Origin of the sequence: Streptomyces sp. ActVer (assembly GCF_027270795.1) — a bacterium.
Classification (GTDB): Bacteria; Actinomycetota; Actinomycetes; order Streptomycetales; family Streptomycetaceae; genus Streptomyces; species Streptomyces umbrinus_A.
In genome coordinates this window covers 1-13,796 of sequence record NZ_JAPWHT010000271.1, presented here as the reverse complement: position 1 = coordinate 13,796, position 13,796 = coordinate 1, and the positions used below count along the sequence as shown (strand labels likewise).

The window sequence follows — 13,796 nt, the reverse complement described above, 5'->3', positions numbered from 1 at the left end:
ACCCCTCCCCCGGCGACCGGCCCCTCGACGGAACCACGCGCCCCTCCGCGCCGAGCTCCCCACCCGCCTTCGGATCATGCCACGCGGCACTGACAACGCCCCTCGGGCCTAGGACCTCAGCCGCCGGACCTCATCCGTCAGACCTCATCCGTCAGCCGTCGGCCGGAAGCCCCAATTCCGGGTAGGACTCCAGCAGTCGGGTCGGAGCCGCCTGCCGCCAGGAGTCCGCGAGGATGTCACGCAACTCGTCCGAGTCCTCAAGGGTCGCGAGCCGCACACGCACCCAGGCGAAACCCGCCTCGTGGTCGGCGATCCAGAACTTCCCGGGCTCGGCCAGCACCAACTCGTCGCGCTCCTCCTTGGGGCAGCGCACGGCGATGGAGGTCTCCTCCTCGGGCAGCGTGGCGAACATCTTCCCCGCGACCCGGAAGGTGGGCATGTTCCAGGCGATCTTCTCCGTCGTGTCCGGCAGAGAGAGGCAGATTCGGCGTACGTCTTCGGCATCCTGCATGGAAAGCACCGTAGCCAATACCACTGACAATCACCTGCTGAGAGCCGGTACAGGCGCCGCTGAAAACCGGTTCGGCCACCGCTGCGAGGGGGGGCGGTCAACGACTCGGAGCTGGCTCCGAACCCTCGTCCGCCACCACGTACTTGTAGAAGATCGTCGTCGGACGAAGCACCCCGTCCGGCGTCCGCGCGTAGTCGGGTATGACGCCCGCCCGGGTCCAACCCGCCGACCGGTAGAGCGACTCGGCCGGGCTGTCCGTCTCGGTGTCGAGGTTGAGCAGGCTCACGCCCGCCTCGGCGGCGGCGCGTTCGGCCGTCGCGAGCAGCGAACGTCCGAGTCCCTTTCCCCGCCCCTCCCGGTGCACCATCAGCTTCACCACCTCGGCGCGGTGACTGCTGTTGGGCTTGTCCGGGAAGGCCAGGCTGACGGTGCCGACGATCCGGTCCTGCGCGTACGCGACCCACACGGCGAGACCGCCCTCCGCGAGCACGTCCGCACGCCCCCGCCACCAGTCGACGGCAGCGGCACGGTCGAGCGGGGCGAGGAAGCCGACCGACGCTCCCCCGTTGACGGTGTCGGTCAGCAGGTCGGCCAACTCATCAACGGATCGCAGGAGTTGGTCGGCCGCAAGCCGGACGACGGTCGTGGTCATGGCAGCACCACTGCCAGCACATAGCGCGCGTCCTCGGGGCCGGTGGACCGGAAGCGCGTCGGCCCCCACACCCGCAACCGCAGGCAGTCGCCCGCGTCGAGCCGGTGCCCGGTGTCCTGGGCCGTGACCTCCAGCCGCCCGTCGAGCACCCAGATGTGCTGTTCGAGGCCGGGTACGGGCGGCCGGTCGTACGCGATGTCCGCGCCGGCCGCGAGCCGCCCCTCGACGAGTTCGCCACGCAGCCCGGCATGCGGCGGGGACACGGAGCGGCGTACGAAACCGGACGCCCTGTCCTCCCATACGGCCTGGTCGGCGGCCCGTACGAGCAGGGCGGGCTCCGCCTCGACCTCGCTGAGCAGCTGCGACATGGTGCGGCCGTAGACCCCGCACAGCCGGTTCAGGAGTGAGGCCGTGGGGCTGATCTCCGCGCGCTCGGCCCGGGAGAGGGTCGACCGGCTCACCCCGCTGTGCTCCGCCAACTCGCCCAGGGACCAGCCTCGTTCGGCCCGCAGCTCGGCCAGTCGCACGCCGAGCCGGGCATCGACCGGGTCCGGGCCGGCGCCGGCCGCGTCAGCATCTCCACCGTGTCTCATATTCGGGACGCTATCCCACATGTGAAATGCGACGGTGGCGCGGCGCTCATCCCACCGGTGCGGCCTCCCCCAGCGCCTCCAGTACCGGCCGGATCAGCGGATGCTCCTCGGCTCCCCGGCGCACGGCGGCGAAGACCCGGCGTGTGGGTGCGACCCCGTCGACGGGGCGTACGACCACGCCCGAGAGATCCATGCCGCTCAGGGCCGAGCGCGGCACCAGGGCGACCCCCGCGTCCGCCGACGCGAGCGCGACGACCGCGCGGAAGTCGTCCGAGGAGTGCTCGAGACGGGGCTGGAACCCCGCGTGCTCACAGGCCAGGACCACCACGTCGTGGCAGGGGTTTCCGGGGTACGGGCCGATCCACGGGTCCTTGGCCAGCTCGGCGAGCGGCACCTCCGTACGGTCGGCGAGGCGGTGGGTCACCGGGACGACGGCGTCGAACGGCTCGGCGTACAACGGGATGTGGGCGAGGCGGGGGTCGTCGGCGTCCGGCGCGCCGCGGTACTCGACGGCGACCGCCACGTCGACCTGCCGGTCGAGCACCATCGGCAGGCTGGCGTCGCCCTCGGCGTCCTGGACGCGGATGCGGATGCCGGGCGCGGTCCGCGCGAGCCGGGCCACGGCGGGTGCGACGACCAGACCGATACCGGTCGCGAAGGAAGCGACCGTGACCGTGCCCGCCGAACCCGAGTCGTACGCGGCGAGCTCGGCCTCGGCCTTCTCCAGCTGGGCGAGGACCGCGTTGGTGTGACTGAGCAGGATCTCGCCCGCCGGAGTCAGGCGTACGCCCCTGGCGTTGCGCTCCACCAGGCGGTGGCCCGTCTCCTGCTCAAGGGCCGTCAGCTGTTGCGAGACGGCGGAGGGCGTGAGGTAGAGCGCGGCGGCAGCGGCCGTCACCGTGCGATGGTCCGCCACCGCACGGAGGATGTGGAGCCGCCGCGCTTCGATCATGTGACCGATTCTCTCAGAGGTTCGCGCTCACCCCGCTGCTCCGGTCCTCGGCCCTCCGCGGCGCCGGGCTGCGCCCGACCCCGGTCCTCCGCGCTCAGGCCTCCGCGCTCAGGCCTTCGTCTCCGCCGTCAGCTCCGCCCGCGCCGCCACGAAGGCGTCCACGGCCCGGTTCACGTCCTCCGTCGAGTGCGCGGCGGACAGCTGTACGCGGATCCGGGCCCGGCCCTGCGGGACCACCGGGTACGAGAAGCCGATCACGTACACCCCGCGGTCCAGGAGCAGCTCCGCCATGCGTCCGGCGACGGCCGCGTCGCCGATCATGACCGGGGCGATGGCGTGGTCGCCGGGGAGGATGTCGAAGCCCTCCTCGGTCATCCGGGAGCGGAACAGCGCGGTGTTCGCGGCGAGGTGCTCGCGCAGATCGCCCGCCGACTCCAGCAGGTCGAGGACCTTGAGCGAGGCGGCGGCGATCACCGGGGCCAGGGTGTTCGAGAAGAGGTACGGGCGCGAGCGCTGGCGCAGCAGGGCGACGATCTCGGCGCGGGCGGCCACGTAACCGCCGGAGGCGCCACCGAGGGCCTTGCCCAGAGTGCCGGTGATGATGTCGACCCGGTCCATGACGCCGTGCAGCTCGGGGGTGCCGCGGCCGCCGGGGCCGACGAAGCCGACGGCGTGCGAGTCGTCGACCATGACCATGGCGTCGTAGCGGTCGGCGAGGTCGCAGATCTCGCGCAGCGGGGCCACGTACCCGTCCATGGAGAAGACGCCGTCGGTGACGATCAGCCTGCGGCGGGCGCCCGCGGCCTCCTTCAACTGCTGCTCCAGGTCCGCGAGATCACGGTTGGCGTAGCGGAGGCGACGGGCCTTCGAGAGGCGGATGCCGTCGATGATCGACGCGTGGTTGAGGGCGTCGGAGATCACCGCGTCCTCCTCGCCGAGAAGGGTTTCGAAGACTCCGCCGTTGGCGTCGAAGCAGGAGGAGTAGAGGATCGTGTCCTCCTGGCCGAGGAACACGGAGAGGCGCTGTTCGAGTTCCTTGTGCACCTCCTGCGTACCGCAGATGAAGCGTACGGAGGCCATGCCGTAGCCCCAGCGGTCGAGGGCCTCGTGAGCTGCGGCGATCACCTCGGGGTGGTCGGCGAGGCCGAGGTAGTTGTTCGCGCAGAAGTTGAGGACCTCACCGGGGCGGCCGCCCGCGGTGACGTTCACGGTCGCGGACTGCGGGCTGCCGATGACGCGCTCGGGCTTGTGCAGTCCGGCGGCGCGGATCTCGTCGAGAGTGGTGCGGAGGTCGTCGCGTACGGAGTCGAACATCATCAGTCCTTAGTGGGTCCAGTCGAGGATGACCTTGCCGCCGCGGCCGCTCGCCGCGTCGGCGAACGCCGCCTCGTGGTCGCGGTAGCCGTAGCGGCCGGTGATCACGGGGGCGAGGTCGAGACCGCCTTCGAGGAGGACCGACATCGCGTACCAGGTCTCGAACATCTCGCGGCCGTAGATGCCCTTGATCGTGATCATGGAGGTGACGATCCGGGACCAGTCGACGGCGAACTCCTCGGACGGAAGTCCGAGCATGGCGATCTTTCCGCCGTGCGTCATGTTGGCGAGCATGTCGCGCATCGCGACGGGATTGCCCGACATCTCCAGGCCGACGTCGAAGCCCTCGCGCAGGCCGAGCGTGCGCTGCCCGTCGGCGATGGTCGACTCCGCGACGTTCAGCGCGAGGCTGACGCCGATCTTGCGGGCGAGCTCCAGACGCTCCTCGCTGACGTCGGTGACCACGACGTGCCGGGCGCCGGCGTGCTTGGCGACGGCCGCGGCCATCAGGCCGATGGGTCCCGCGCCGGTGATCAGTACGTCCTCCCCGACCAGCGGGAACGACAGCGCGGTGTGCACGGCGTTGCCGAACGGGTCGAAGATCGCGGCGACATCGAGGTCGACGGGGACGCGGTGCACCCACACGTTGGACGCGGGCAGCGCGACGTACTCGGCGAACGCGCCGTCGCGGCCGACGCCGAGCCCTACCGTGGCGCGGCACAGATGGCGCCGCCCGGCCTGGCAGTTGCGGCACTTGCCGCACACGAGGTGGCCCTCGCCGCTGACGCGGTCGCCCACGGTGATGTCGCCGACGTCGCGGCCCGTCTCGACGACCTCGCCCACGAACTCGTGGCCGATCACGAGCGGGGTCCTGATCGACTGCTGTGCCCAGCCGTCCCAGCTGCGAATGTGCAGGTCGGTGCCGCAGATCCCGGTCCTGAGGACCTTGATCAGCACGTCACCGGGTCCGACGACCGGCTCCGGTACGTCCATGAGCCGGAGTCCCGGCTCAGCCTTCTCCTTGACCAGCGCCTTCAACACGGCTCCCGTGTACGAGGGTTCCGGGCCGGGGCATGCCGAGGCGGGCCCCGGCCCGGAGTGAGGGGTGGCGTCACGGCAGCGGGCATGGCGGGTGGGCCATGCGGGAGCGCCTCTCAGCGGCTGCGGCGCTCCACTGCCGACGCGGAGAAATCTGCCGTACACGGGCGCTGCGGTCCATCGAGGTTTTCTTAAGCTCCGCCGCAGCTTTCCTTCACGCCTCGCTCCCCTCACATGTGTCCCCGCCCCCGTCAGCGTGTCTGCCCCCTCTCGAAGTACGCGACCAGTTCGGCGTCCAGCGGCGGCACCTCGTACGGAACGCCGCCCCCGCGCGGCGACTCGGTGGCCCGGAATCCCGCCGCCACCGCCATCCGCGCGGCCACCGGGGACGTGTCGGTGCGCCCTCCCTCGCGTGCGAACCGCAGGAACTCGTCGATCAGCAGCGGGTCCGCGCCCCCGTGCTCGGCGTCCTGTTCCACGTCGGGCACGGGGTACTCGGCGTCCGCCTCGGCCCGGTATCCGGAGCGGCGGGAGTTCCACACCTTCACCACTCCCCCGGGACCGTCCCCGAAGTTCTCCAGGCGGCCCGCGTCGCCGATGACGGTGTAGTTGCGCCAGTAGTCGGGCGTGAAGTGGCACTGCTGGTAGGCGGCCAACACACCATTGTCCAGGCGCATGTTGACGATCGACACGTCCTCGACGTCGATGACGGGGTTGAGGGCCCGCTGGGTGTGCGGCGGCCAGTGGCCGTCCTCCGTGTACCAGTCGTCGGACTTCGGCTCGCCCGGCGAACGGCGATGCGGATTGCCGCCGTACACCATCAGGTCGCCGAACGCCTGTACCTGCCGGGTGTATCCGCCCGCGAGCCAGTGCAGTACATCGAGGTCGTGGGCGCCCTTCTGCAGCAACAGGCCGGTGGTGCACCGGCGTTCGGCGTGCCAGTCCTTGAAGTACCAGTCGCCTCCGTAGCCGACGAAGTGGCGTACCCACACCGTTCTGACCCTGCCGATGTCGCCGCGCAGGACGAGGTCGCGCATCTGCCGGATCACCGGCATGTGGCGCATGTTGTGACCCACGTACAGCCGGGTGCCGGTCTCGAAGGCCGTGCGCAGGATGAGGTCGCACCGCTCGATGGTGATGTCCAGGGGCTTCTCGACGAAGACGGGCCTGCCCGCGCGCAGGGCCTCGCAGGCGATGTCGGCATGGGTGTGGTCCGGGGTGAGGACGAGCACGGCGTCGACGTCCGGGTCGTCGATGACCTTGCGGTGGTCCTCGACGGTCCGGGCGCCGGGGATGCGGTCGGCGGCGCGGTCCCGCAGTGCCGGATCGTGTTCGGCGACGACGGTCACGCGCGAGCCCCGGCCGGGCCGGTGGGCGATGCGCGCGAGCGAACCGCGCAGGCCGAAGCCGAGGGCGCCGAGACGCAGGTCGGTCATGGGGTGCCTTCCCGTTCGGTGACGAGGAGTCGGGGCCGGCGGCAGGAGGTCCGGCCGTGTTCCTCCGAGGAAGCCGTGCCCACCTGCGCCGGAGTCAACTTCCCATCGGACGGGGCCTTCCGGGAGAGCGCACGGGGGCCGCACATACGAACAGGGCCGACCACATGCGAACAGGTCTCACTGTGTGCGCACACGACACATGGCATACGCACACAGCACAATTGATCTGTCGGCCCTCACCAGCCGTATCCCTCTCCAGAACCTGGAATCGCGCCCAGGAACAGAGGAGTCGGAACCCCGCCATGCCCGCACCGCATGTATCCCTGCCGCCCGTCGACCACGTCCTCTCGCCGCACACCGGCTGGACGCGGGCGCACTGGGAGGCGCTCGCCGACCGGCAGCTCGAAGCCCTGGTCCCCTACGCGACGCCGGGCCTCGCGCAGTACCGGCTGCCCGGGCGGGCCTCGTGGTCCGGTGTCGTGTCGGACGGACTCGAAGGGTTCGCGCGGTCATTCCTGCTGGCCTCCTTCCGGATCGCCGGGGCGCGGGGCGACGTCGATCCCCGTCTCATGGAACGCTACGCGCGGGGTCTGACAACGGGCACCGACCGCGACAGCGGCGAGGCCTGGCCCGAACTCACGGACTGCTCCCAGCAGATGGCGGAGGCCGCCTCGGTCGCCGTGGCGCTGCACGAGACCCGCCCCTGGATCTGGGACCGGCTGCACACCGAGGCGCAGGAGCGGGTCGTGGACTGGCTGTGGGGTTTCGTGGGCCGCCGCACCTGGGACAACCACTGGCGGCTCTACCAGGTGGTGGCCGAACAGTTCCTGGCCTCGGTCGGCGCACCCCACCGTCAGGACGACATCGACGCCGGGCTCGACCGCCTCGACGACTGGTACGTGGGCGACGGCTGGTACAGCGACGGCGACGGCCGGACCTTCGACTACCACAACGGCTGGACCATGCACCTGTACCCGCTGCTGTGGTGCCGGATGACCGGCGGCGACGGCGGCGGGCGAGGCCACGTCTACCGGGAGCGGCTCGCCCGGTTCCTCGCCGACTACCCGCGGTTCTTCGGCGCGGACGGTGCCCCCGTGCACCACGGCCGCTCCCTGACGTACCGTTTCGCCACCGCCGCCCCGGCATGGATGGGCGCCCTCGCCGGCTGTACGCCGCTGGAGCCGGGCCTCACCCGACGGCTGGCGTCCGGCACGGTGCGGCATTTCGTGGAGCGGGGGGTGCCCGACGAGCGCGGGCTCCTGCCGCTCGGCTGGTACGAAACGTTCCTGCCGATGACCCGGCCGTACTCGGGGCCCGCGTCCCCGTACTGGGCGAGCATGGGTTTCCTCGGGCTGCTGCTGCCTCCGGAGCATCCGGTGTGGACGGCACGCGAACTGCCGCTGCCCGTCGAGGAGTCGGACCAGTACACCGCGCTCCCGGCCCCCGGCTGGCTGTTGCACGGCACGAAACACGACGGCATCGTCCGCCTGGTCAACCACGGCAGCGACCACAACTCCCCGTCCGGGCCCGCCGAGGACGATCCGCACCACGCGAAGTTCGGCTACTCGACGGCGACCGCGCCCGAGGCGGCCGCCCATGCCTGGGAGCGGACCGTGGACGGGCACATCGCGCTGGTGACCCCGGACGGCACCGCGTCCCGCCGGCGCACCATCGTTCCGCTGCACTGCTCCGGGCGGACGGCGGCCTCCCGCTACAGCGCCCGACTGCCCGGCGGCGAGGAGGAGTTCCCGATCGAGACGACGAGCGTTCTGCGCGGTCCCTGGGAGATACGCGTGCACCGGGTGCTCGCGCCGACCGGCCTGACCGTCCGGGAGGGCGGCTACGCCGTCGCCGCCGAGACCCGGCCCACCGCCGAGCGGGGGCACGGCTGGGCGCTGGCCCGCACGGACAACGGGCTGACCAGTGTCGTCGTCGCACTGCACGGCTGGGACGAGGACACGGGCATCGCGCGCGAGGTCGAGGCCAACGCCTTCGGCCCGCACTCCGCGACGCCGTATCTCCGGTGCGCGGCGGGCCGTCCGGGCGGCTCCGGCGTGTACGTCACGCTGCTCGCGCTGACGCGGGACTCCGTACACCCCCAGGCGTTACGGGAGTCGGTGTCCTGCGAGGTCGAGGGGCACGAGGTCCGGATCACGTTCCCCGAAGGGGACACCGTCTCCGTGTGAGTCCGGGTGAGTCCGCGCAGGTAGGGACACCGTTCACGTGGAGGCGAAGGGCGCGGGTCAGAATCCGCCTTCCCGCAGCTCGATCCGCTCGACCAGCTCCGCCGCCATCGACTTGATGGTGTCGAGCCCCGCCCGCCCCCACGGCCGGGGCTCGACATCGCTGACGCACACCGTGCCGAGAGCGATGCCCGTGCGGTCGATGAGCGGGGCGCCGAGGTAGGAGTGGATGCCGAACTCGTCGACGACGGGGTTGCCCGCGAAGCGGGGATAGTCACGGACGTCCTCCAGGACCAACGCCTTGTGGCGGACGACCACATGTGGGCAGAAGCCATGGTCCCGGGCCATATAGCGGCCGATCCTCGGTTTCGTGGTGTCCGCGTGATCGGTACGGGCCTCGGCCGGCGGCTCGACCGGGATACCACCGTAGGGGATGTGCAGGCCCGCGAAGAACTGCCGCTCCTCGTCGATGAAGTTGACCATCGCGTAGGGCGCCCCCGCGAGCTCGGCGAGCCGGTCCGCGAACGCGTCGAGGGCCGGCTCGGTGTGCTGTCCCAGGCCGAGCACCCTCAGTCGCCGTGTTCTGGCGGGGGCCTCCTTGTCCTCGGGGGTGAGCAGCAGCCGACCGGCCGGACGCGGCGGGTCGTACGTCATGTGTGGGCTCCGTGGCTGGGGGCGTGCGAAGGGGCGTGGGCGAGGAGGTGGCGGACGAGGGTGAGCAGGGTCTGCACTCCCGAGCTGGAGATCCGGGCGTCGCAGCGCACGACGGGCACCTCCGGGTCGAGGTCGATCGCCGCCCGCACCTCCTCCGGGTCGTAGCGGAAGCCTCCGTCGAACTCGTTGACGGCCACGATGAATCCCAGGCCGCGCTGTTCGAAGAAGTCGACGGCGGCGAAACAGTCCTCCAGGCGGCGGGTGTCGGCGAGGATGACCGCGCCGAGCGCGCCTTCGGAGAGCTCGTCCCACATGAACCAGAACCGCTCCTGTCCGGGCGTGCCGAACAGGTACAGCACGTGTTCCGGGTCGAGGGTGATGCGGCCGAAGTCCATCGCGACGGTCGTCTCGACCTTGTTCTCGATGCCGTCGAGATTGTCGGTCGCGGCGCTGACGGTGGTCAGCAGTTCCTCCGTACTGAGCGGCGCGATCTCGCTCACCGCGCCGACGAAGGTGGTCTTTCCTACTCCGAACCCTCCCGCCACCAGGATCTTCAAGGCGGTGGGAAAGGGGTCAGAGCTGTCGTCGTAGTCCATCGAGCACTGCCTCCAGAAGAGACCGGTCAGTGGGGTTGTGGTGGAACGTCGGGGGCTTCATGGACAGCACCCCGCAGTCGACGAGATCGGACAGCAGCACCTTGGTCACCGCGGCGGGCAGTCTCAGATGCGCGGCGACCTCGGCGACCGAGACGGGGTCCCGGCACAGTTCGAGTGCCTGGGCGTGCTCGGGGCCGAGGTAGCCGAGAGGGGTGACGCCGGTGGCCATCACCTGCGACAGCAGGTCGAGCGCGGTGCTCGGCCGGGTCCGGCCGTTGCTGACCTGGTAGGGGCGCACAAGGCGTCCGGCCGCATCGTCAAGCCAGGGCCCGTCGCCGGCCGAGGTCACGCTCAAGGCCTCATCGCCGACGGTCCGACGCTGTGCTGCCTCGGCGCGGTCATCAGGTACGGGCGGACACTCTTGACCAGCATCGCCATCTCATAGCCGAGCACGGCCGCGTCGGCGTCGCGTCCGGCGAGCACGGCAAGACACGTACCGGAGCCCGCGGTGGACACGAACAGCAGGGTCGAGTCCAGTTCGACGACGACCTGGCGTACGTCACCGCCGTCGCCGAAGCGGACGCCCGCGCTGCGGCCCAGGGAGTAGAGCCCGGAGGCCAGGGCCGCCATGTGGTCGGCGCTGTCGGGGTCGAGCCCGTGCACCGACTTCACCAGGCCGTCGCAGGAGAGCAGCACGGCGCTCCTGGTGTGCGGCACGCGCTGCACCAGGCCGCTCATCAGCCAGTCGAGATCGGATGCGTGCCCGGTCGGCACATCGCTCGCCATGGGGGATCGACTCCTTGAAGTACGAAGGTCTGCGGGAGCGGAAGTGTGGGTGGGGGTGGCGTGGTTCATCCGGCTGGTGTGCTCCCGTCGTGCCGGGCGGTGAGGTCATGACCTGGCACGGGCGCCGTCTCGTGCGCCACGTGCGCCTCGCGCGGTTCGTGCGCTGGGTGCGCTTCCCCTATGGGCGTCTCATCCATGTGGGCCGAGTCCCGGAACTGGGCCTCGGCGAGCCCGATGCCGCGCTGGAACGCCGCCATCAGACCGGGGTCGTGACCGACGACGAACTCGGGGTCAGGCCGGGGCGCGGGTCCGTCGCGCAGCTCGGGCACGAGGTGCTCCTGGGCCCGACGTCTGGGCAGTTGCGGCTTGCTCATGGTTCCGCGCACCACACCACCGCGCGGGGTCGGGGGCGTGACCGTGTTCTCGGTGACGAACCGCCGATCACCGGGACGGATACCGGGCACGGCCTCCGCCGGGTTGGCCCGCGTCTCGGCACCGCGCACCGGGAGCGGGGCCGGAGCGCCGTCGTTCACGACCGACAGCCCGCCCGGCGCGCTCTCCCGCCCCGGCTGCGCCGGCACGGCGGTCCTCATGCCGTGGGCGTCGTGGGACGGATATGACCCGGATTCGTGAAACGACGCCCGCGGTACGTCGCCGGAGGCGCCCGGGACGACTCCCGGTACGGGGATCGGCGTCCCGTGGAAGGGAGTCCCGTGAACCGGGCTGCCGTGCGCAGGCGTCCCATGGGCGGGAGTCCCATGTGCCGGTGCCCCATAGGCAGGCGTCCCGTGAGCCGGAGTCCCCTGAACCGGGCTCCCATGGGCGGGCGTGCCATGGGGTGGCGTGCCATGGGGTGGCACGTCCTGCCCTGGCGTGCCGTGGCGAGGCGTGCTCCTCAGCGGCGGCTCGTGTGCCGCCATGCCATGAGAAACCGCGGCCCCATGTGTTGAAGAGCCGTGTGTCGCAGCCCCATGTACCGGAGCGGCATGTGTCGGAGCGGCATGTGTCGGAGCGGCATGTGTCGGAGCGGCATGTGTCGGAGCCCCGGGGACCGAAGCACCTTGCGCCGAGGCGCCTTGTACCGGTGCAGCATGTGCCGAACCGACATGTGCCTGAGCACCATGCGCGGGACCACCACGAGCACCAGCACCAGCACCCGGACCCGCTGCCGCCCCCGCAGCAGCGCCTCCCGCCGTGACCTCCCGCGGAGACCCAACCCCGGGGGCCGCCCCAGGACCGACCCCGGAACCAGCCCTCGCATCGGCCCCGCCCCCGGCCGACCGCTCCCCCTCCGCCCCCAGCAACGCCTGCGGCACGACCAGTACGGCCTGCACGCCACCGTAGATATTGGTCTGCAGCCGCACCACGATCCCGTGCCGACGCGCGAGCTGCGAGACCACGAACAACCCGATGCGGCCGTCCTGCAGCAGACTCGCGACGTTCACCTGATCGGGGTCGGCGAGCAACGCGTTCATCTTGTGCTGCTCGGCCAGCGGCATCCCTAGCCCGCGGTCCTCGACCTCGACGGCGAGCCCGGACGTGACCACGTTGGCCCGCAGCAGCACTTGGGTGTGCGGCGCCGAGAACACCGTGGCGTTCTCGACGAGTTCTGCCAGCAGATGGATCACGTCGGCGACGGCGTGCCCGCGCACGGTGCCGTCGATCGGCGGGACGAGCTTGACCCGCGAGTACTGCTCGACCTCGGCGATCGCGGAGCGCAGCACCTCGGTCATGGAGACCGGGTTGCTCCACTGCCTGCGCGACACGGCCCCGCCGAGAACGGCGAGGTTCTCGGCGTGCCGCCGGATACGGGTGGCGAGGTGGTCGACGTGGAACAGACCCTTGAGCAGGTCCGGGTCCTCGATCTCGTTCTCCAGCTCGTCGAGGATCGAGATCTCGCGGTGCACCAGGGACTGCAGGCGCCGTGCCAGATTGACGAAGACCTCGACCTTCTGCTCGCTGCCCGCCTGGCTGGAGAGCTGGGCGGCCTGGACGACGGCGCTCACGGCGCCTTCGTGGGCGCGCGCCAGGTCGTCCTCCAGCAGGTCGAACTCGTCGGCGTCCGAGGCGGGCCGGCCGACCGGTCGGCGCTCGGGCGGCCCCTCGCCCCGGCGCAGCGTCTCGACGAGGGCACGCAGATCGGACTGGCCGTGGGCGCTGGTTCGGCGCAGGGTGCCGACGCGCTCGTATACGGACCTGGCGGCGCGGTCGGCGGCCACGGCGGCGATCACGATGCCCGCGAGGGCGACCGCGACGGCTCCGCCGAGCACGATCCACAGGGTGGGGCCGGGCCGTGCGGGGGTCGTGCGGACGATGAAGAGCACGGCGGCGCTGGCGCTGAGGGCCACCGCGATGGGCGGCAGAACCGCGAGGCGGAGGAGCTGGGGCCGTATGTGGGTCTCGGGCAGCGTGGGGGTGGTGCGGGCGACCGGTCGCCCGTGCCGCCCGCCCTCGCGGCGGTCTGCGCGTGCGGCCGGTGCGCGAAGGTGAGACATCGACGTCCTCGTACTGGTGTGTCGGGGCCGTGGGGGCTCCCGCGGGTTCTGCGACCGAGGCATGCGCCGACTGGGACACGCGCCATCGCTGCGCCGGTCGAGAGAGTCGAAGAATTCGGCCCTGTGTCGCTCAGCGGCCACTCACAGTAGTCGCCACCGCATCATGTGCGGTGGGCAGTTGACAAAGTCCGGCGGCCTGCGTCCCGCTCTGGTATGAGGGTTCGTACGACAGGCCGATAAACCCCTCGCACGCCCGTTCCCGTGCGTCAGCGAACCGATCAGACCTGGTCAGAAGCGGTCAGCGAAAATCGGCGAGGGCCGAGGAGCAGGATGCTCCTCGGCCCTCGCCGAATGCCTCTTCAATGCCTTCGCGCGCTTCTACGTCACCCCGCGGGGACGGTTTCCGGGTCTCCGGTGTCCTCCTTGGTGTCACGCGGTGTGTCACCGACCGTCTCCCCGGCGGAGGGCCAGCCGCCCTCCGGGACGACGGCCACCCCGCGCCACCAGGGCTCGGACGGGACGGTCTCCGAGGTCGGCTCGAAGGGCTCGCCGGGCCGGGGCAGCGCGATCCGGGCGCCGACCGCGC

The 13,796-nt window shown here is 71.3% G+C and carries 13 protein-coding genes and 1 pseudogene; 1 reads left to right on the top strand and 13 read right to left on the bottom strand.

Translation table 11 applies throughout. The features are described from left to right. Positions 1-151: 151 nt before the first annotated feature. The 7 genes from O3Q52_RS34075 to O3Q52_RS34045 all read right to left on the bottom strand — a co-directional run bounded on the left by O3Q52_RS34075 (position 152) and on the right by O3Q52_RS34045 (position 6,496). On the bottom strand, positions 152-511 hold the full coding sequence (locus O3Q52_RS34075) for an MmcQ/YjbR family DNA-binding protein (RefSeq protein ID WP_269652508.1): 360 nt from the start codon (positions 509-511) through the stop codon (positions 152-154). 97 nt (positions 512-608) lie between these two features. Next, positions 609-1,163, bottom strand: a complete 555-nt coding sequence (locus O3Q52_RS34070) for a GNAT family N-acetyltransferase (RefSeq protein ID WP_269652507.1) — start codon at positions 1,161-1,163, stop codon at positions 609-611. Beyond that, a complete protein-coding gene (locus tag O3Q52_RS34065; protein ID WP_269652506.1) occupies positions 1,160-1,756 on the bottom strand; it encodes a helix-turn-helix domain-containing protein in 597 nt (198 codons plus the stop codon). The genes O3Q52_RS34070 and O3Q52_RS34065 overlap by 4 nt, the downstream gene beginning before the upstream one ends. A gap of 46 nt (positions 1,757-1,802) precedes the next feature. Next, positions 1,803-2,708 carry a LysR family transcriptional regulator gene (locus tag O3Q52_RS34060; protein ID WP_190227439.1) on the bottom strand — a complete coding sequence of 302 codons (906 nt, stop codon included), beginning with the start codon at positions 2,706-2,708 and terminating at the stop codon, positions 1,803-1,805. A gap of 108 nt (positions 2,709-2,816) precedes the next feature. Further along, positions 2,817-4,022 (bottom strand): glycine C-acetyltransferase, encoded by a 1,206-nt coding sequence (locus O3Q52_RS34055; RefSeq protein WP_269652510.1) that lies wholly within the window; start codon positions 4,020-4,022, stop codon positions 2,817-2,819. Positions 4,023-4,031: 9 nt separating this feature from the next. After that, on the bottom strand, positions 4,032-5,060 hold the full coding sequence (tdh, locus tag O3Q52_RS34050) for an L-threonine 3-dehydrogenase (RefSeq protein ID WP_269652509.1): 1,029 nt from the start codon (positions 5,058-5,060) through the stop codon (positions 4,032-4,034). Positions 5,061-5,311: 251 nt separating this feature from the next. After that, positions 5,312-6,496 carry a Gfo/Idh/MocA family protein gene (locus O3Q52_RS34045; protein WP_269652505.1) on the bottom strand — a complete coding sequence of 395 codons (1,185 nt, stop codon included), beginning with the start codon at positions 6,494-6,496 and terminating at the stop codon, positions 5,312-5,314. Positions 6,497-6,798: 302 nt separating this feature from the next. On the opposite strand from O3Q52_RS34045, the gene O3Q52_RS34040 reads away from it, so the two are divergent. Next, positions 6,799-8,682 carry a DUF2264 domain-containing protein gene (locus tag O3Q52_RS34040; RefSeq protein WP_269652504.1) on the top strand — a complete coding sequence of 628 codons (1,884 nt, stop codon included), beginning with the start codon at positions 6,799-6,801 and terminating at the stop codon, positions 8,680-8,682. Between the two features lie 57 nt (positions 8,683-8,739). Here the strand turns inward: O3Q52_RS34040 and O3Q52_RS34035 are convergent, their stop codons facing one another. From O3Q52_RS34035 to O3Q52_RS34010, 6 genes and pseudogenes are all read right to left on the bottom strand, one after another. Then, entirely contained in the window at positions 8,740-9,333 is a 594-nt protein-coding gene (locus tag O3Q52_RS34035; protein ID WP_269652503.1) for a GAF domain-containing protein, read from the bottom strand. Continuing rightward, a complete protein-coding gene (locus O3Q52_RS34030; RefSeq protein WP_143634358.1) occupies positions 9,330-9,929 on the bottom strand; it encodes an ATP/GTP-binding protein in 600 nt (199 codons plus the stop codon). Before O3Q52_RS34030 ends, O3Q52_RS34035 begins: the two co-directional genes overlap by 4 nt. After that, a complete protein-coding gene (locus tag O3Q52_RS34025) occupies positions 9,907-10,278 on the bottom strand; it encodes a DUF742 domain-containing protein (protein ID WP_269652502.1) in 372 nt (123 codons plus the stop codon). The genes O3Q52_RS34030 and O3Q52_RS34025 overlap by 23 nt, the downstream gene beginning before the upstream one ends. A gap of 2 nt (positions 10,279-10,280) precedes the next feature. After that, positions 10,281-10,715: a roadblock/LC7 domain-containing protein gene (locus O3Q52_RS34020; RefSeq protein WP_269652501.1), complete on the bottom strand. Its 435-nt coding sequence runs from the start codon at positions 10,713-10,715 to the stop codon at positions 10,281-10,283. Between the two features lie 65 nt (positions 10,716-10,780). Continuing rightward, positions 10,781-13,210 carry a sensor histidine kinase KdpD gene (locus O3Q52_RS34015; RefSeq protein WP_269652500.1) on the bottom strand — a complete coding sequence of 810 codons (2,430 nt, stop codon included), beginning with the start codon at positions 13,208-13,210 and terminating at the stop codon, positions 10,781-10,783. Between the two features lie 383 nt (positions 13,211-13,593). Beyond that, positions 13,594-13,796, bottom strand: a pseudogene (locus tag O3Q52_RS34010) (MBL fold metallo-hydrolase); the annotation flags it as partial.

What these genes read in the sequence shown, in the direction of transcription:
- O3Q52_RS34040 (WP_269652504.1), top strand. Translation starts at nt 6,799, where the DNA reads ATGCCCGCACCGCATGTATCCCTGCCGCCCGTCGACCACGTCCTCTCG.
- O3Q52_RS34070 (WP_269652507.1), bottom strand. Translation starts at nt 1,163, where the DNA reads ATGACCACGACCGTCGTCCGGCTTGCGGCCGACCAACTCCTGCGATCC.
- O3Q52_RS34065 (WP_269652506.1), bottom strand. Translation starts at nt 1,756, where the DNA reads ATGAGACACGGTGGAGATGCTGACGCGGCCGGCGCCGGCCCGGACCCG.
- O3Q52_RS34045 (WP_269652505.1), bottom strand. Translation starts at nt 6,496, where the DNA reads ATGACCGACCTGCGTCTCGGCGCCCTCGGCTTCGGCCTGCGCGGTTCG.
- O3Q52_RS34055 (WP_269652510.1), bottom strand. Translation starts at nt 4,022, where the DNA reads ATGTTCGACTCCGTACGCGACGACCTCCGCACCACTCTCGACGAGATC.
- O3Q52_RS34030 (WP_143634358.1), bottom strand. Translation starts at nt 9,929, where the DNA reads ATGGACTACGACGACAGCTCTGACCCCTTTCCCACCGCCTTGAAGATC.
- O3Q52_RS34020 (WP_269652501.1), bottom strand. Translation starts at nt 10,715, where the DNA reads ATGGCGAGCGATGTGCCGACCGGGCACGCATCCGATCTCGACTGGCTG.
- O3Q52_RS34015 (WP_269652500.1), bottom strand. Translation starts at nt 13,210, where the DNA reads ATGTCTCACCTTCGCGCACCGGCCGCACGCGCAGACCGCCGCGAGGGC.
- O3Q52_RS34075 (WP_269652508.1), bottom strand. Translation starts at nt 511, where the DNA reads ATGCAGGATGCCGAAGACGTACGCCGAATCTGCCTCTCTCTGCCGGAC.
- O3Q52_RS34035 (WP_269652503.1), bottom strand. Translation starts at nt 9,333, where the DNA reads ATGACGTACGACCCGCCGCGTCCGGCCGGTCGGCTGCTGCTCACCCCC.
- O3Q52_RS34060 (WP_190227439.1), bottom strand. Translation starts at nt 2,708, where the DNA reads ATGATCGAAGCGCGGCGGCTCCACATCCTCCGTGCGGTGGCGGACCAT.